Genomic DNA, 17,633 nt, shown 5'->3' with positions numbered 1-17,633 from the left:
CATGAACCGCATTCTCACAGTCGTAATCGGCTCTCTCATCATGCTGGCCATGGCGACGCTCGTGCTCGTCGCGCTTCCGTATCGACAACTGCGCGACGAAGCACCACCCGAGCCGCTCAAGCCCTACACCGTCGCGCAACTGCGCGGACGCGCCACCTACGTGAACATGGGCTGCGTCTACTGCCACTCGCAACAGCCGCGCGCGTCCTCGCTGGGTCCGGACGAACTGCGTGGATGGGGTCGCCCGTCCGTGCCCGCGGACTATGTCTACGACTATCCGCATCTGCTCGGCGTATCGCGCACGGGCCCGGATCTCTTCAACATCGGCGCGCGGCAGCCGAGCGCCGCATGGCATCTCGCGCACCTTTATCAGCCACGCGCGCTGACGCAAGGCAGTGTGATGCCGGGCTATCCGTTCCTCTTCAAGGTGGTCGATCACGCGAAGCCCGGCGACGTGCTGGTGCAGTTGCCGCCCAAATTGGCGCCGCCCAACGGCCGGCAGGTCGTCGCATCGCAGGACGCACTGGATCTGGTTGCCTATCTCACGGCCCTCAATCACACCTACCCGGCTCCGGCCGATCCGTCGGGAGCAACGAAATGAGCGAACAAGACAACGCCAATGCCGTTCGCGCGCGCGAGCATGCCGAACCGGTGGAGCGCCGCAACCCGGTGCCCTGGCTGCTGGGCCTCGTGGCCGCCGCGCTGGCGGTCTGGGGCGTGAGCTACTTCCTGCTGAACCCCGCGCTGGGGTTGGGGTCCGATTCCGGCGCTACGTCAGGCGGCACAGGTACGGTGGCTGCGACGCCGGCCACGCCTAACGGCGCGCTGCTCTTCACGAGCCGCTGTGCCTCGTGTCACCAGGCCACGGGCGAAGGTCTACCGGGTGTCTTCCCGTCGCTCGCGGGCTCGGAATGGGTCAACGGCGATCCAAAGGTCGTGGCCCGCATCCTGCTGCTCGGCGTCACCGGCAAGATCACGGTAGCGGGCAGCACGTTTAACGGATCGATGCCCGCCTTCGGCACCACGCTGAGCGATGCCGCGATTGCAGCAGTGGCCTCGCATGTGCGATCGAGCTTCGGCAACCACTCGGCCGCGCTGAGCGCGGACGTGGTGAAAGCCGAACGAGCCGCCATCGGCAGCCGCACGGCACCGTGGGCGGGCGAAGACGAGCTGAAGCGTCCATGAGCGAGGCCTTTGCCATGAAGCCCGCTGCGCCCGACGCGTCGGCTGCACCTGACAGCGCGACGCTCGACGTGCGCGGCATGTGGTGCACGAGCTGCGCGAATGCACTCGAACGCGTGCTGCAACGCCATCCCGGCACCTTGCAGGCACGAGTGAGCTTCGCCTCCGAATCCGCGACGGTCGAATGGGACCCGCGCCGCACATCGCTCGACCGTCTGCTCGCGGCGGCGGCGAAGCTCGGCTACGAATGCACGCCCGAGCACGCGACGCCGGATCGAAGCGCGCATACGGCCGCGCTGCTCGAAGACCTGACGGTCCGGCTCGTCATCGCTGCCTTCTGCTCGATGTGGGTGATGACGGCGCAAACCACGCTTTACTTCACCACGGCCGCCACGGTGCCCGAGCCTGTTCGCTATGGCCTCGCCATACTCGCCGGCATCGCCACGTTGCCTGTGCTCGCTTATTGCGCGCAGCCGTTTTTCAGGGCCGCGTGGCGAACCTTGCGTGCCCGCGTGCCGGGCATGGACTGCCTCGTCGTAATGGGGACCAGCGCGTCGTTCCTGCTTTCGGTGTGGCGCGTCGCGCACCGCGAATCGGTCGTCTATTTCGATTCGGCGGCCATGATCATTACCTTCCTGCTGGCAGGCCGCTGGCTCGAACTGCGCGTGCGCAGCCGCGTGTCGGATGCCGTGCGCGCCCTGCTCGATCTGCCCGCGCCGACGGCGCGCGTGCTGGCGAGCGACGGCACGCAAGCGGTCGTACTCGCGAAACGCGTCGCACCCGGCAGCGCCATTCGCGTGCTGCCAGGCGAGCGTCTGCCGCTCGACGGTGTCGTGATCGACGGCCAGTCTTCGCTCGATCGGGCACTGCTCACCGGTGAAAGCGAACTCGTCGGCGTGGCCCAGGGCAGCTTCGTCGAAGCGGGCGCACTCAACGCCGACGGCGAACTGCTGGTGCGCGTGACGCTCCGATGGGGCGAACGACGTGTAGATGCGATCGCAAAGAGCGTACGCGCGATGCTCGCGCGCAAGACGGCGTCGCAGGCCATCGCCGAGCGCTTCACGCGCCGTCTCGTTCCGGCCATCGTCATGGTCGCGCTGGTGGTGTTCGTCGGCGGGGGGGTGCTGGGTATGGGGTGGCGGATGCGCTCGAACGTGCCGTCGCCGTGCTCGTCATCACGTGCCCCTGCGCGCTGGGCATGGCCGTGCCGCTCGCGCTGAGCGCGGGCGTCGGACGCGCGGCGCGCGCCGGCATTCTCTTTCGCGACGTGGAGGCCATCGAGAAGGCGCACACACTGAGCATGTTCTTCCTCGACAAAACGGGCACGCTGACGGAAGGCAAGCCCAGGCTCGTGCGTGCACTGACCGCGCACGACGTTCGCAAGGCGGACCTCATCGAGGAAGCCGCGCGCGCCGAACGCGGCAGCGAACATCCGATCGCGGCGGCCATTCGCACCCTCGTCGCACCTGACAGGCTGGCCTGCGCAGTAGATGCCCCGCCAGGCACCTCGCGCGCAGTGCCCGGCGCCGGCGTGCTGTGGCAAGGCGCGCACGGCGAGCGCATTCTCGCCGGCACCGCCGCGTTTCTGCGCAGCCACCATGTGCCGGTACCCGATATCGACGACGCGACCACGGCGGTCCACGTCGCCCGCAACGGCCGATGGCGCGGCATGCTCGGCTTCGCGGACCGCCCGCGCGAAGGCGCCCGGCACGCCATCCACTCGCTGCGCGCGCAGGGCGCCACAGTGGCCATGCTGACCGGCGACCGCCCGGGCGTGGCGCGCGCTATCGCCGACGCCGTAGGGCTGGGCGACGCGCCGCTCTTCGCGGCCCAGGGGCCCGAGCAGAAAGCGGCGCACATCGTTGCCGCGCAGCGCATCAGTCAGGGCGGCGTCGCCTTCGTGGGCGACGGGCTCAACGACGCGCCGGCCCTCGCCGCAGCCGATGTCGGCATCGCCGTCGGTAGCGCTTCGGCTGCATCGATGGCTGCCGCGTCGATCGTGCTGGTCGATGCCGGCGTGGAAAAACTCGACCTCGCCTTGCGGCTCGCGCGCCGCACCGCGCTCACCATGCATCAGAACCTGGCGGCCGCTGTCGTCTACAACGTGCTTGCCATTCCGGCTGCCGTCTGCGGATTCGTCTCGCCCGCCACAGCCGCGGCGCTGATGGTCGTGAGCTCGGTGTCGGTCACGCTGAACGCCGCGCGCCTCGCGGCCCGCACCGATGCGCCGTCGCCTCGCGCCGGCCCATCGCCTGTATCGCGTTTCACACGCGCTTTGCCCATCGAACAGACCTGGAGCCCCTCATGAGCCAACATGATCACGATCCCTTCTCGCTGCACCGGCGCCGGCTGCTGGGCAGCCTCGGCGCGCTGGGTGCAACGGCGTTCATGACGCCCATGCTCGCGCGCGGCGCGCAGGGCGGCACCATCGAATTGCCGTTCGAGAACGGCAGCCGTCCGCTCACTTCGGACCTGCCGCAAAAATCCGGCGTGATACTGCAGCGCACGCGCCCGCCGCTGCTGGAAACACCCTTCGACGTCTTCGATCAGGGCGTCTTCACGCCAAACGACCGCTTCTACGTGCGCTGGCACCTCGCGAATATCCCCGCTTCCATCGACCCGGCCACCTACCGCATCGCCGTTCATGGCAGCGTCAAGCAAACGCTGAGCCTTTCGCTCGACGACCTGATGCGCAAGTTCCCGCGCTACGAGATCGCCGCGGTCAATCAATGCTCGGGCAACTCGCGCGGCTTCTTCAGCCCGCGTGTGCCGGGCGGCCAGTGGGGCAACGGCGCGATGGGCAATGCGCTATGGAAAGGCGTTCGGCTCAAGGACGTGCTCGATTACGCGGGCGTGCGCGGCAACGCGGTCGCCGTGCGCTTTAACGGACTCGATTCGGGCGTCATTCCGCAGACGCCCAAGTTCCTCAAGTCGCTCGCTATCGACCATGCGCGAGACGGCGAAGTCATGCTCGCCTACGCGATGAACGGCGAGCCGCTGCCGCTGCTCAACGGCTATCCGCTGCGGCTCGTCGTGCCGGGCTGGTACGCCACGTACTGGGTGAAGATGGTGACCGACATAGAAGTGCTCGACACCCCCGACGACAACTTCTGGACGGCCAAGGCCTACAAGGTGCCCGCCAATCACTTCGCCAACGTGCGGCCCGGCGAGACCAACGTGCCGCAGATTCCGATCAACCGCATGCTGCCACGCTCGTTCTTCACGAACCTCAGGACGGGCGACAAGCTGAACACCGGGCAAGCCGCGCTCGTGCGCGGCATCGCGTTCGGAGGCATCAACGCGCTCGCGCGCGTGCAGCTGTCGACCGACGGCGGGCGCAACTGGGCCGAAACGCAATTGGGCCGCGACTACGGCAAGTACAGCTTCCGCCAGTGGCAGACCCATGTGCGCTTCACGCAGCGCGGCCCACAGACGCTGATGGTGCGCGCCATCGACTCGACGGGGCAGGCCCAGCCCGCCACGCCGAACTGGAACGGCGCAGGCTTCATGCGCAACGTGATCGAATCCATTCAGCTCGACGTGGCCTGACAAGGAGCAACGACATGAACGCAAGAATGAAGCGTATCGCGCTGCTGCTCGTCGCGCCTGTCGTGCTCGGCGCGCTGCTGGGCGTGGCGGGCCGGCACTATCTTCCCGAGTCGATCGCAGCGCAGGCCGCGCGTCAGGACGCTATCGCACCGCCCGTGCATCTCACGGCGCTCAACGTGATCTTGCCGCCGGGGCAGTCCACCTTTCCGCCGGGGCCCGGCGTAGAGATCGCCAACGCGAATTGCGTGATGTGCCACTCCACGGGCATGGTGCTGCGGCAACCGCCGCTCACGACAGGCGAATGGAAGGTGGAAATCAACAAGATGCGCAGCGCCTTCGGCGCGCCCATTACGCCGGACCAGATCGACGCGCTGGCGCATTACCTGAACGCCATCGATGGCCGCAAGCCGCAGGCGGGTCCCTCGGGCGTCGACAATCAGGCGAGCTGAACGCCATAACGGCACGTCATGGCACGCATTGAAATGATGCATTTTTCGCGCACGCGTAGCTCCACTAACCTTCATTCATCGACTCGCAATTCATCGCCGCAGCGGGAATAAATCGGACTCGCCGGTGTAAACACGAATGACACGCCGCAGACGCGCGCACGCAAGAGCCACCCACGCTTCGGCGAGCGCAGCGGCACACGTCAACAGCGATCGATCAACTGCGAAAAATGTTTCGCGCTCAATTCAACTGAAGGAGTCTCAACATGAAAACGCTTGCCTGCCTCGCCCTCGTTATCGGTACCCTTGCCGCGCCCACGCTAAGCTTCGCTCAATGCACCACGCCCCTCACGCGTGCACAGGTGCGCGCCGACCTGATTCGCGTCGAGCAGGCCGGCTACAATCCGTCGACCGGCAACGACGTGCAGTACCCCACCGACATTCAGGCAGCCGAAGCAAAGGTGGCTGCCCAACAGCAACAGGCCGCGGGCGACGTGGGCGGCACACCGATGAACGGCACCGCGGCAAGCGGCATGCACGCCCACACGGCGACGCACGCGCCAGATTCCTGCGTCGGCCCCGTGAGCTTCTGCGATCTGTACTTCGGTAGCTGAGCGCTCATGCTGAGCGCACTGTCCGCACTATCCGCACTGCCCAGCAAGACCCGACCGATGGCCGGCTCCGCTGGGCACGCGCGGTCCTTTTTCGACATTACATGAACTTCACTCACCTGCTCGCCTTTTACGAAGTGGCCCGCGCGGGCAGCATCAGCGCCGGCGCGGAGCGGCTGCACGTCAGCCAGCCGGCCGTGACGCGCGAGATTCGCGAACTGGAAGACCGCCTCGGCATGATGCTCTTTGACCGCCTGCCGCGCGGCGTCGCACCCACCGAAGGCGGCAAGCTGCTCTACGAATACGCGAGCCGCATCTTCACGCTTGCGGATGCCGCCGAGAAAGAGCTGGCAGAACTCGCCGGCCTCGGCTGCGGACACATGAAGATCGGCGCGAGCGGCACGCTCGGGGTGTACTTCGTTCCCGATGCGATCGCGCGGTTCAATGCGCGCCATCCCCACGTCGCCATAGACCTCACGGTCACGAACACCGAACGCGTGGAAGCGGGGCTGCGCGATCTGGCGTTCACCATCGGCTTCATCGAAGGGCCGTTCGACGATTCCATTCTTCACGCGCGCCGCATCGGCTCCGACGAAATCGCGGTGATCGCGGCGCCGGGACATCCGTGCGCGGGCAAGAAGCTGCGCGCGTGCGAACTGGTGGAACAGGCTGTCATCATGCGCGAGCCAGGCTCGGGTACGCGCGCCATCATCGAAGAGTCGTACCGGCGCGCGGGGCTCGACATCGAACCGCTCATGTCGGTGAGCGATACGGAAGCGATCAAGCGCATGCTGCTTTCGCGGCACGCACTCGCCTACATCTCGACGCTCAGCGTGAAGGAAGAATTGCGGCGCGGCGAGCTGACCATCATCGAGGTGGAAGACCTGCACATCGTGCGGCCGCTGCACATGGTGTGGGCGAAGGGGCGGTCGCTGTCGCCCAGCAGCCAGGCGCTCTTCGACCTCGTGGCAAGCGGCACGCTCAACGCCACGGCTGCCGAAGAAGGCGCAGCCGGCGCTTGGGAAGCCGTTGGCCCCGAAAGCGCCGGCAGCGTCAGGCAAAGCCGCCGTTGACGTACACGATCTGGCCGTTTATCCATTCGCCGTCGTCGCCCACCAGAAACGCCACGGTTCCCGCAATGTCGTTCGGCTGGCCGTGGCCGGCCACCGGGAATCCGTCCGCGGCGAGACGCAACGCCACGGCCTTGCCAATGCCGCCCGAGGCGCCCGTGACGAGGGCGACTTTCGACGCTTTCGACATTTCTGCTCCTTTCAGTGTGGTGAGGCACCGGCCTGCCCGGTGCGCGTCCCACCATGCGCGCCGCACGGGAAGACGTTTTTCGATTTGCACGCTCTGAAAGCAGACAAATGCCGACGCTGCGAAAATCGGCGTGGCGAACCCATGCAATGTGCCTGCCGCGGCACTGCGAAAAGCCTTCCAGGGCTGTTTTCGCAGCATTTTGGTTTTGTATAATCGCCGCAACTTTCTTGTCGCGACTTCCCGCCGCCGCAGTTCAGGGAAAGTTGCCCATCCGCCCGTATCGGACCTGCCGCATGAACGAGCCAAATACCGAGGCGATAGCCGCGCCGATACAGCAACCGCTGGATGCATCTGCGCACTTTGCGAACGAGGCGCTTATCGAAACAGACGGCCTGTTCCGCGATGCGCCCATTCCGATTCTGATCGAAGACTGGTCGGGTATCAAAGCGTGGGTCGACTCGCTCAGAACCAGCGGCGTGGACGATCTCGACGCCTGGCTGGACGAGCATCCCGAGGTGATTCAGAAGCTGCGTGAACTGCACGCGTTCGTCGACGCCAACGACGCGACACTTGCGCTCTTCGATGCCGCGTCGAAGGAAGTGTTTTTCGAGTGGTCGCGTCAGTTGCTGCCGGCGAACCGGTTCAGCAACTCGCAAGTGCTGCGCGCGATGTTCGAAGGTCACGCATCGTGCCAGGGCGAGCGCGTTCTCACCACCCTCACCGGCCGGAAAGTGCCGATCGTCTGGCGCTGTTCGCTGCCGAGGGACATCGCTCAATATCGGCGCCTGCATTTCTACGCGTTCGACGTCACCGAGCACAAGGAAAACACCGACCGGCTCGAGGCGCTGCGTGCCCAGATGGCGCGCACGGCGCGGGTCTCGATGGTCGGGCAGCTCGTGGCGTCCATCACGCACGAGATCGGCCAGCCGCTCGGCGCGGTACGCACGGGGCTCGACGCCGCGGTGCGCTGGCTGGACCGGCCCGAACCCAACGTGGCCGAAGCGCTCGCCGCGTTCCGTCATGCATCGCAGTGGACCGACGACATCGCGGGCATTTGCCGGCGTCTGCGCGGCTTTCTTGCGGGCGCGCCGGTCGAGGCGATCGAACTGGACTGCGCCGAGATCGTGGATTCCGCGATGCTGCTGATCGCGTCGGAAGCGAACGCGAATGCGATCACGCTGGCCAAGGAGATCGAACCTGCCGTGACCGCCTACGCGGACCGCATCCAGCTCCAGCAGGTGCTGACCAATCTCCTGATCAACGGCATCCATGCGATTGCCGCTACGAGCGCCGAGGGCCGCGAGCCGCTGCTCACCGTGCGGGCACGCCGCTATAACGACTCGCAGACGCTCTTCGAGGTGGTGGATACGGGCGGCGGCATCCAGGCCTTGCAGCCCGACGCGATCTTTCAACCGCTCTCCAGCACCAAGAGCGACGGCATGGGTATGGGGCTGCCCATCTCGAGGTCGATTGTCGAAGCGCACGGCGGCGCGATATGGGTGGCGCACACGGGCGACTCGGGCACGCGGTTCTGCTTCACGCTGCCCTGTTCGGCTCGCGCGCACGGCACAGGCCGACCCGTCGCGCACGCAACGCGGGCAGCCGTGAGCTGCAACGACGGTTCGCTCTAAAGCAGCGCGAGCCGCATGCACCGCTCCCCGAACTACGACCACGCCGCAGCAACGGCTTTGCACCGTCTCGCACCTGGCACGTTAGCCACGATCGTGCTCGCGAACGCGATCGAATTCTTCGACTACTTCTGCTACACGGTTTTCGCCGCGTTCATTGCGCGTGCGTTCTTTCCGCATGCCGTGGGCGCATACGGAACGCTGCTCTCGCTCGGCACGTTCGCGGCCGGATTCCTGTCGCGGCCTGTCGGTGCGCTCGTCATCGGTACACAGGCGGACACGGCGGGGCGCAAGCCGGCGTTGTTGCTGACGGCGGCACTCGTCACCGCGGGCTCGCTCGGCGTGGCACTCACGCCGGGTTATACGACGCTCGGCGTGCTGGCGCCGATAGCGGTATTGCTCTGCCGGATCCTGCAAGGCGTCGCGGTGGGCGGAGAAATGGGCTCGTCGGGGGCCTTGCTGATCGAACATTGCCCGGCCGGCCAAAAGAGTCTGTACGCCGGCTGGCTGATGGCCGGGCAAGGGCTCGCGCTCGTCGCGGCAGGCGCCTGCGGCATCGCGCTGCACGACCTCCTCACCGCGGAGCAGATCGGGCGCTGGGGTTGGCGCGTGCCGTTCGCGCTCGCCGCAGCACTTATTCCCGTGCAGATCTACCTGCGCCGTCATATTGCCGAGACGTGGCAGCCGCCGCATGACGCGCAGCCATTCCGCGGCATGCTGGCCCGCTTGCGCGGGCAATGGCTGCTCGCCGTCGTGCTGATCTTCGGCGGCACGGTGCCCACCTACGTGGCCACTTACGCGACCACGTTCGGCGTCGCGGGCGCGCCGCCGTCCGCGCACGCCTCGTTCGTGACGACCGCCGCGGTGGGGATGGTCACGCTCGCGCTCTCGGTAGCGGGCGGCTGGCTCGCGGACCGCATCGGCCGCCTGCGCACCATCGCGTTCGCCCGCGCGTTGACCATGCTTGCTGCTGTGCCCGCGTTTCACTACGCGGCCGCGTATCCGCAACCCGGCGCACTCTTTTGCGTCGTCGCGCTGTTCGCGGGGTTGTCCGCGCTCGCGGGCGGACCGACCATCATCGTGATCCTCGAAATGTTTCCGGTACGCGGGCGTGCCCTTGCCATGTCCCTCGTCTATGCCACGGGCGTCGCGCTGTTCGGCGGCACGACGCCGTTCGTCGTTGCCTGCGTCGCCGCATGGAGCGGCTCGCAGGCGGCCGCCGGGTGGTACGTGTTCGTGTCCGCCGCCGTCACGTTGCTCGCCCTTCTCCTGTTGCGGGTCTCGAACGCCGCGTGCGCGCAAGGCCCCGCTGCGAACGCGTAGCGAGGCGCATTAGTCGCGTGCGAGATTAGTCGCGTGCGAGCGCGACGCCGTCGTGCAAATCTGCAACGCCCTCACGTTTGCCTACAGCGCGCGCCCCGCTCGCGCGCGACACTCCTTTCCGTCGTCCAGCGCAATGCGCAGCAACCGGCGCGCGCGATACCGCGCCGCTCCATCGTCGTTGACCTTACGGAAAGGATCGAACCATGTCTCACCACCTCGACTCCCCGCTCGCCCGCCAGGACGTGCGCCTCGACATCACGGATCTTTACTGCTTTCGCGGCGAAACGGGCACCGCGTTCGTGATCAACGTGTGCCACTCGTTAGCGGGCGAACAACGCACGCCCGGCTACCATCCCGAAGGCTTCTACGAATTCAAGATTGACCTGGATCACGACGCCGTCGAGGACGTGACTTATCGCATCACATTCGACGAACGCGACGCCCAGGGAAAACAGCGCTTCGTCGTGCGCCGCATTGCCGACGCCGAGGCAACAGACCCGCATGCGCAGGGCGACGTGGTGGCGCGCGGCGGCACGGACGAAACGGTGACGACGCCTTCCGGTCTGCGCGTGTGGGCAGGCCATGCCGGCGACCCGTTCTGGATCGAACCGGACGTCCTGCATGCGGTAGGCCATGCGTTTCAGGACGGCACGCCGCTCGAGCTCGGCAGTTGGCAACCCGCCGACGCGCGCAACCTCTTCGCAGGCCACACTGTGTACTCGATCGTGCTGGAGGTGCCGGACGCCGATCTGCTCGCAACAGCCGGCACGAACCGCAGGATCGGCGTATGGGCGGTTGCGACACTCGCCACGGACGCAGGCGGCTGGCGGTCCATCAACCGCGTGGGCCTGCCCATGATTCACCCGCTTTTCACGCAGTACAACGAAGAACTTGGCGACCGTCTGAATGCGGGCCGTCCCGCCGACGACTTCGAGACGTATGGCGCGCAGCTCATCCGGTCCATTGCCGGGGCCGTGCGGGCCAACGGCACGAGCGAAGACCCGGAGGGCTATGCCACGGCTGTGGCGCACCGCTTTCTGCCCAACATCCTGCCGTACACCGTGGGCACGCCGGCCGTGTTCGGCGTCGCGCTCTGGAACGGCCGGACCATGACCGACAACGCGCCCGACGTGATGTTCACGATGGCCGCGAACACGCCGATCAGTCTCGGCATCGGCAAGGAGTCGGTCACCTCGAAACCGTCTTCCCGGTTTCCGTACGTGCCCAGGGCCGTCGCATGACACCGGCGCGCCCGGCCGCGCAAGGCGTGCGCAGCCGGGCGTGCCGCCCCATCGTGCCAACTCCGCTTTCCCTCTCTTGATCGGCCCACCATGTCTACACGTCCTGTTGCCGCGATGGGCGGTTTCATCGCACTCCTCCACCTTGTCGGCTGGGGCACCTTGTTCGCTCTCGTCGCCCCTCTGCACCGCGGCGGGAGCGCCACGGCATTGGGTATCGGCGCGGGCATTGCCGCGTACGCGCTCGGCATGCGCCACGCGTTCGACGCCGACCATATCGCCGCAATCGACAACACCACACGCAAGCTGGTAGGCGAAGGCAAGTCCTCGTTATCGGTCGGATTCTGGTTTTCGTTCGGTCATTCGAGCATCGTGTTCGGGCTCTCTCTGCTGATCGCGGTGAGCATGCGTTCAGTGTCGAACCAGTTGGTCGACAGCGGCTCGACGTTGCGCACACTGACGGGCGTGCTGGGCACGCTCATTTCGAGCGGCTTTCTCTTTGTGATCGCGCTGCTGAACGTCGCTGCGTTCCGTGACATCTACCAGGTCTTCCGGCAAATGAAAACCGGCCGCTACGACGACGCGTATCTCGTGCGGTGCCTCGAATCGCGCGGCCTCGTGAGCCGCGTGCTCGCACCGCTCATGCGCATCGTGAGCAAGCCCGCACAGATGTATTTCGTCGGTCTGCTCTTCGGCCTCGGCTTCGATACCGCCACGGAAATCGCGCTACTCGTGCTGACGGGTTCGGGCGCGGCGTCGGGGCTGCCGTGGTACGCCATCCTGTGCCTGCCCGTGCTGTTCGCGGCAGGCATGCTGCTGTTCGACACGATCGACGGCTCGTTCATGAGCTATGCCTATGGGTGGGCGCTCGACAAGCCCGTGCGCAAGATCTACTACAACCTCGTCGTAACGGGCCTTTCCACCAGTGTTGCGGTGAGCATCGCGACCATCGAAGTGCTGGGCCTGCTCGATGCCGCGCCCGGCGCAGCGGGCAAACACGGCGTGCTCCAGACATGGACCTCGAGCGTCGATCTCAACGAAGCGGGCTACGCCATCGTCGGCCTGTTCGTTGCGACGTGGGCCATTTCGGCTGCGATATGGAAGTTCGGACGCATCGAAGAGCGATGGTCCGTCGTTCCCGAACCCGCCGTGCGCGACGAGCACGACGCATGACTTCATGGGTCGTCCATTGACCCGCGTTTTCACTCCATTTAACCGTTCAAGGAGATTCGATCATGAGCCAAGTCGTTCTCATCACCGGCGCTTCCAGTGGCTTTGGGCGCCTGACTGCCGAAGCGCTGGCGAAAGCCGGCTACACCGTCTATGCCTCGATGCGCGACACACGCGGCCGCAATGCGCCAGTGGCCGAAGAGATGGCGGCCCAAGCGCGTGAAGCCGGTACGGACCTGCGCACGGTGGAACTCGACGTGTCGTCGGAAGCGTCGGTAGAGGCGGCAGTCGCGAAAGTCATCGCCGATGCCGGCCGCATCGACGTGCTGATTCACAACGCCGGTCACATGGCATTCGGTCCGGCCGAAGCCTTCACGCCGGAACAGTACGCGCAACTCTACGACGTCAATGTGGTGAGCACGCAGCGCGTGAACCGCGCGGTGCTGCCGCACCTGCGCGGCCAGAAGCAAGGGCTGGTGGTCTGGGTATCGAGCAGCAGCGCGGCCGGCGGCACGCCGCCGTACCTTGCGCCCTACTTCGGCGCGAAGGCCGCGATGGACGCCATCGCCGTGCTCTACGCGCGCGAGCTGTCGCGCTGGGGCATCGAAACGTCGATCATCGTGCCGGGTGCTTTCACGCGCGGCACCAACCACTTCCCGCACGCGGGGCTGCCCGCCGATCAGGCTCGCGCCGCCGAGTACGAAACGGGACCGTACGCCGGCTTCGGCAAGGAGGTTCAGGAAGCCTTCGCCGCCATCGTGCCGCCGGACGCCGACGCGAGCCTCGTCGCCGACGCCATCGTGAAGGTGGTGGACAAGCCGTTCGGCAAGCGGCCGTTTCGCGTGCACATCGACCCCACAGAAGACGGTGCCAATGTGGGCTTCGCGGTTCTGGACCGGCTGCGGGCCGAGATGCTGCATCGCGTGGGGCTAGGCGAACTCCTCGTGCCGCAGGTCCACACCGCGACCTGAGCGGGCACGCAGCGTCGGCGCGCGTGCGCGCGTCGCCGGCGCGGCGCGATGCCATCCGATACAAACCCATTCACTCAACCGTCCGGCGCTGGTTGCGCGACGCTCGTCGACCGCGACCGGGCACTTATCTCAAGGAGCGCGGTATGTCCTCAACGTCTGGCAAGGTTGCGATCGTCACCGGTTCTTCGCGCGGCATTGGCGCCGAAATCGCCATTCGTCTCGCGCAAGACGGATTCCGGGTAGTCGTCAACTACGCGAGCCATGCAGGCCCTGCAGAAGAAGTCGCGGCGAAGATTCGCGAGGCGGGTGGCGACGCCCTGCCCGTCAAGGCAGACATTGCCGATCCGGCGGCCACCATCGCCCTGTTCGACGCTGCTCAAAAAGCGTACGGCGGCATCGACGCCGTCGTCAACAGCGCCGGTGTCATGAATCAGGCAAAGATCGTGGATTTCGACGACGCCACGTTCGATCGAACTGTGGCCATCAATTTCAAGGGTGCGTTCAACGTGTCGCGCGAAGCCGCGCGCCGGGTGCGTGACGGCGGGCGCATCGTGAACCTGACGACGAGCGTGACCGGTGTGCGCCTGCCGACGTATGCCGTTTATATCGCCACGAAGTGCGCCGTCGAAGGACTCACACAGGTTCTCGCACAGGAAATGCGCGGGCGTGGCGTCACGGTGAACGCCGTGGCGCCGGGGCCGGTTGCTACCGATCTGTTCCTCGCGGGCAAGAGCCCTGAACTCATCGACCGCATGGCGAAAATGAATCCGCTGGAACGGCTCGGGCAGACCGAAGACATCGCGAGCGTGGTCGCCTTCCTGGTGGGCTCGCAAGGCGGCTGGATCAACGGCCAGATCGTCCGCGCGAACGGCGGCATGTGCTAAGCCGCACAGCAGATAGGCGCAGGAACGCCCACGGGCGTGTGCGTTCCTGCGCCCGCCATCGTTATTCGCCATGCGCGGAGAGCATGGCCTCGACGGCAAGCGATTCCTCCAGCAGCTCCTGTACCGAAGCGCCGATCTTCGCGCAGGCACACGCGTCGATCTCGAGCCCCGCAACCCGCTCGAACGTGCCGTCGCGGCAAATCACGGGCACGCCGAACATGAGCCCTTCGGGCACACCGTAAGACCCATCGGACGGTACGCTCATCGACACCCAGCTATCGGCGCTGCCGTGAATCCAGTCGTGCATCTGATCGATGGCGGCATTCGCAGCCGAGGCCGCCGAAGACGCTCCGCGCGCTTCGATGATCGCGGTGCCGCGACGCGCTACTTCCGGAATGAAGACTTCCCGATTCCAGCGCTCGTCGGCCACGCGCGCCGCCGCCGGTTGTTCGTCGATCAACGCGAAGCGGTAGTCGGGGTACATCGTGGGCGAATGATTTCCCCACACGATCATGCGGCTGACAGCATCCACCGCGACGCCACAGCGCGCGGCGAGCTTCGAGACAGCGCGGTTGTGATCGAGGCGGATCATTGCCGAAATGGCGTCGGGCGGCAGGTCCGGCGCATAGCGGCGGGCTACCCACGCATTGGTATTCGCAGGATTGCCGACCACGAGCACCTTGACCTCGCGACGCGCCACCTCGTTGAGCGCCTGGCCCTGCGTGCGGAAGATCGCACCGTTGGCTGCCAGCAGATCGCGCCGCTCCATGCCTTTGCCGCGCGGCCGCGAACCCACGAGCATCGCGTAGTCGGCGTCGCGAAACGCTACGCGCGGGTCATCGCTGACTTCGACGGAACGCAGCAGCGGAAAGGCGCAGTCTTCGAGTTCCATTACCACGCCGCGCAGCGCCTCCAGCGCTTGCGGCAGTTCGAGCAACTGGAGGATCACGGGTTGGTCTTCGCCGAGCAGGTCGCCGCGTGCGATGCGGAACAACAGCGAATACGCGATCTGGCCGGCCGCGCCGGTGACAGCCACACGCCGTGCGGGTCTGGACATCATGAAATTTCTCCTGGAGAAGGAAACGCGAGGGTGCAGGGAGCGCGGGGATACACACGCTCATTCGATACGCCGCGGGCCTCGCAGGTTTTGCAGGACGACGGGGCGTGATAGCGGTCAGGCCAGCGCTGCTCGCACGTGAGCAACGAGGCACGGGGCATGGAACAGTTCGCCACGCGCAAGAGCGCGCAATGTACGCGACAGCACGACTACCCAGAAGGCGCCCAGCATCGTCGCGAGCACGCCGCCAATCACGGCAAACGCAGCGAATCCTGTCGCGCGATACAGCCCGAAGGTCGCAACGGTGTAGACGCCGAGCGGGAACGTGAAGGCCCACCATCCAAGATTGAAGGGCAAGCCCTCGCGGGAATAGCGCACCGTGAACAGCATGGCCGTAGCGAGCCACCAGAAGCCCACGCCCCACAGCAGCAAGCTTCCGATCAAACCGAGGTCACGCGCGACCAGCGCCGTAGCGGCGAGCGGCGTGCCGGCAAACGCAGCGGGCGCGGCGAGACCGAGCGTGAGCAGACCGAGTGCGCCGGTGCCGATCGGACCCAGCGTGAGCCAGCTCGACGGGCCAAGGTCGCGATGTGGAAGCTTGTGAATGACGAGCCGGAAGAAAACAACGGTCAACACGCTAAACGCGAGCGGCACGGAAAGCGCCCAGAGCACATAGCCCGCAGCCACGACGAAGCGGGCCGTTTGCGCATCGACGTGCGGGGCCAGCACGGCGGCGCTCGCCGCAGCTACTTCGGGCGCGACGATGGGCAGCAACAGCACCGCCGTGATGCGCTCGAATGCATGGCTTTGCGCCGTGAACATCATGTACGGCACGCCGATGGCGACCGCAATCGCGAGTATCGCGTCGAGGCACCACAGCTTATAGGCGAGCTGATACGCGCCGTCGCCCAGGTGCGGGCCGGCAAACAGCACGAGTCCGTTGATGATCGGGGCCAGCCCCATTGGCACCGCGCCGAGGAACATGGACTGCAGCGGGTGATGCAGCATCGGCCGGATCGTCTCGGGATAGAAGATCCAGCGCGCGATCAGCATCGCCGCGAAGACCGCATAAAGCGCGATGCTGACGGCCCATAGCATCTCGGCCAACGCCGTCTGCGCGGCGAAATGCCAAGGCAGTCCGGCCAGCACGAGATACACGATCCCGTTGCCCATCGTCATGGCAAACCAGTTCGGCGTGAATTGCCGCACTCTTTCCGCCCATCCTTGCCGACCGTGCGTCGGCAACACGCCATACCTTTTCGCGTTCATCGCGGTGTTCCTCTTCGAAGCCATCGGATGAATGCAATGTAAAGCGCGGGCTGCCATACGAAAAATACATCTTTTGCATAGACGCGATAATAGATTGGCATGGGCCAGATCTTTACGGGAGCCAACGCTACAGCTATCCGGCCAGAAAACCCTGAAGGGACGTCAATACCGCACCGGGCGCATCCTCGGGCAACAGATGGCCGCCGGGCAATCCCTTGCCTGTCACGTTCGCTGCCCATCGAGACCAGGCTTCGAGGGGCTGGATGCCTCGAGCCCTCTGCTCCCTCTCGCTCCACAGTACAAGCACCGGACAGGCGAGTTTTCGTCCCGCAGCTGCATCGCTTGCATCGTGCTCCAGATCCTCGGCAGCAGCGGCTCGATAGTCTTCGCAGATCGCGTGGCGCACGTGCGGACGCCTGAACGCATTTCGATAGACGTCGAGAGCCAAGGGATCGATCCGCTCAAGACCGCCGGCCATCTTCGCCAGTGCAGTGTCGAGATAAGCATCCGGGTCAGCCGCAAGCATTCGCTCCGGCAGATCGCCCGGCTGTGCCAGGAAGAACCAGTGCCAGGCGTTCAGCGCGAATGTCTTGTCGATAGATGCGAATGCATCGAGCGTCGGTATCACGGTCAGCGAGGCATACGCCGCGACGCGGCGACGATGGTCGAGCGCAAGCCGGTATCCGGCCCGAGCGCCCCGATCATGCCCGATCACTGCGAAGCGCTCGTGCCCGAGCCGGTCCATCAGCGCGACGAGCGCGCTGGCTACGCGACGTTTGGACCAGCGCGGCTGATCATTGCGGGTCCGGCTGTCGCCGTACCCCGGCAGGTCCGGCACGATCACGGTGTGCGACCTGGCGAGCGTCGGCGCAACAAATCGCCACGCAATGTGTGTTTGCGGGTAGCCATGCAGGAGCAGAACCGGCGATCCGCTCCCGCCAATTCTGCCCCGAAACGAGACATCGCCCGCTTCGACGTCGAGGCTCCCGAACCCCGGAAAGAAGTCATGCTCGACTCCATGCGCCATGCTCATGTCCTCGTAAAA

The 17,633-nt window shown here is 66.0% G+C and carries 18 protein-coding genes; 14 read left to right on the top strand and 4 right to left on the bottom strand.

From position 1 onward, the window contains the following. Position 1: 1 nt before the first annotated feature. The 8 genes from F757_RS0107000 (at position 2) to F757_RS33120 (ending at position 6,861) form a co-directional block, all read left to right on the top strand. Positions 2–601: a cbb3-type cytochrome c oxidase subunit II gene (locus F757_RS0107000; protein WP_027210782.1), complete on the top strand. Its 600-nt coding sequence runs from the start codon at positions 2–4 to the stop codon at positions 599–601. After that, the gene (locus tag F757_RS0106995; protein WP_027210781.1) at positions 598–1,185 is read left to right on the top strand and encodes a c-type cytochrome; all 588 of its coding nucleotides are present in this window, start codon (positions 598–600) and stop codon (positions 1,183–1,185) included. Before F757_RS0107000 ends, F757_RS0106995 begins: the two co-directional genes overlap by 4 nt. Next, complete coding sequence (locus tag F757_RS36480) at positions 1,182–2,402, top strand: heavy metal translocating P-type ATPase (RefSeq protein WP_269658693.1); 1,221 nt, start codon at positions 1,182–1,184, stop codon at positions 2,400–2,402. The genes F757_RS0106995 and F757_RS36480 overlap by 4 nt, the downstream gene beginning before the upstream one ends. Further along, positions 2,318–3,490, top strand: a complete 1,173-nt coding sequence (locus tag F757_RS36475; RefSeq protein ID WP_051376701.1) for a heavy metal translocating P-type ATPase — start codon at positions 2,318–2,320, stop codon at positions 3,488–3,490. The genes F757_RS36480 and F757_RS36475 overlap by 85 nt, the downstream gene beginning before the upstream one ends. Continuing rightward, positions 3,487–4,731, top strand: a complete 1,245-nt coding sequence (locus tag F757_RS0106985; RefSeq protein ID WP_027210780.1) for a molybdopterin-dependent oxidoreductase — start codon at positions 3,487–3,489, stop codon at positions 4,729–4,731. Before F757_RS36475 ends, F757_RS0106985 begins: the two co-directional genes overlap by 4 nt. 14 nt (positions 4,732–4,745) lie before the next feature. Then, positions 4,746–5,180 (top strand): c-type cytochrome, encoded by a 435-nt coding sequence (locus tag F757_RS0106980; RefSeq protein WP_027210779.1) that lies wholly within the window; start codon positions 4,746–4,748, stop codon positions 5,178–5,180. Between the two features lie 263 nt (positions 5,181–5,443). Next, a complete protein-coding gene (locus F757_RS0106975) occupies positions 5,444–5,791 on the top strand; it encodes a DUF4148 domain-containing protein (protein ID WP_027210778.1) in 348 nt (115 codons plus the stop codon). A gap of 101 nt (positions 5,792–5,892) precedes the next feature. Beyond that, positions 5,893–6,861 (top strand): LysR family transcriptional regulator, encoded by a 969-nt coding sequence (locus F757_RS33120; protein ID WP_051376700.1) that lies wholly within the window; start codon positions 5,893–5,895, stop codon positions 6,859–6,861. Here the strand turns inward: F757_RS33120 and F757_RS36910 are convergent. Next, positions 6,842–7,048: an SDR family oxidoreductase gene (locus F757_RS36910; RefSeq protein ID WP_332258130.1), complete on the bottom strand. Its 207-nt coding sequence runs from the start codon at positions 7,046–7,048 to the stop codon at positions 6,842–6,844. The two genes, F757_RS33120 and F757_RS36910, sit on opposite strands and share 20 nt — an antisense overlap. Positions 7,049–7,341: 293 nt before the next feature. Between F757_RS36910 and F757_RS0106960 the strand changes: the two genes are divergently transcribed. The 6 genes from F757_RS0106960 to F757_RS0106930 all read left to right on the top strand — a co-directional run bounded on the left by F757_RS0106960 (position 7,342) and on the right by F757_RS0106930 (position 14,262). Further along, positions 7,342–8,679: a sensor histidine kinase gene (locus tag F757_RS0106960; RefSeq protein ID WP_027210776.1), complete on the top strand. Its 1,338-nt coding sequence runs from the start codon at positions 7,342–7,344 to the stop codon at positions 8,677–8,679. A 15-nt stretch (positions 8,680–8,694) separates the two neighbouring features. After that, on the top strand, positions 8,695–9,999 hold the full coding sequence (locus tag F757_RS0106955; protein WP_027210775.1) for an MFS transporter: 1,305 nt from the start codon (positions 8,695–8,697) through the stop codon (positions 9,997–9,999). Positions 10,000–10,202: 203 nt separating this feature from the next. Further along, positions 10,203–11,240 (top strand): DUF4331 family protein, encoded by a 1,038-nt coding sequence (locus tag F757_RS0106945; RefSeq protein WP_027210774.1) that lies wholly within the window; start codon positions 10,203–10,205, stop codon positions 11,238–11,240. Between the two features lie 90 nt (positions 11,241–11,330). Then, entirely contained in the window at positions 11,331–12,410 is a 1,080-nt protein-coding gene (locus tag F757_RS0106940; protein WP_051376699.1) for a HoxN/HupN/NixA family nickel/cobalt transporter, read from the top strand. A 62-nt stretch (positions 12,411–12,472) separates the two neighbouring features. Continuing rightward, positions 12,473–13,378, top strand: a complete 906-nt coding sequence (locus F757_RS0106935) for an SDR family oxidoreductase (RefSeq protein ID WP_027210772.1) — start codon at positions 12,473–12,475, stop codon at positions 13,376–13,378. Positions 13,379–13,521: 143 nt separating this feature from the next. Continuing rightward, positions 13,522–14,262, top strand: a complete 741-nt coding sequence (locus F757_RS0106930) for an SDR family oxidoreductase (RefSeq protein ID WP_027210771.1) — start codon at positions 13,522–13,524, stop codon at positions 14,260–14,262. A gap of 61 nt (positions 14,263–14,323) precedes the next feature. Here F757_RS0106930 and F757_RS0106925 read toward each other — a convergent pair whose 3' ends face one another. The 3 genes from F757_RS0106925 to F757_RS0106915 all read right to left on the bottom strand — a co-directional run bounded on the left by F757_RS0106925 (position 14,324) and on the right by F757_RS0106915 (position 17,615). Then, complete coding sequence (locus tag F757_RS0106925) at positions 14,324–15,319, bottom strand: malate dehydrogenase (RefSeq protein ID WP_027210770.1); 996 nt, start codon at positions 15,317–15,319, stop codon at positions 14,324–14,326. Between the two features lie 117 nt (positions 15,320–15,436). Further along, on the bottom strand, positions 15,437–16,588 hold the full coding sequence (locus F757_RS0106920) for a TDT family transporter (protein WP_051376706.1): 1,152 nt from the start codon (positions 16,586–16,588) through the stop codon (positions 15,437–15,439). A 133-nt stretch (positions 16,589–16,721) separates the two neighbouring features. Next, on the bottom strand, positions 16,722–17,615 hold the full coding sequence (locus tag F757_RS0106915; protein ID WP_027210768.1) for an alpha/beta fold hydrolase: 894 nt from the start codon (positions 17,613–17,615) through the stop codon (positions 16,722–16,724). Positions 17,616–17,633 lie beyond the last annotated feature (18 nt).

It is taken from the genome of Burkholderia sp. WSM2232, assembly GCF_000472545.1.
Taxonomy (GTDB): Bacteria; Pseudomonadota; Gammaproteobacteria; order Burkholderiales; family Burkholderiaceae; genus Paraburkholderia.
Note: the sequence above shows the minus strand (reverse complement) of the source record. Positions and strands in the feature narration are given on the sequence as shown.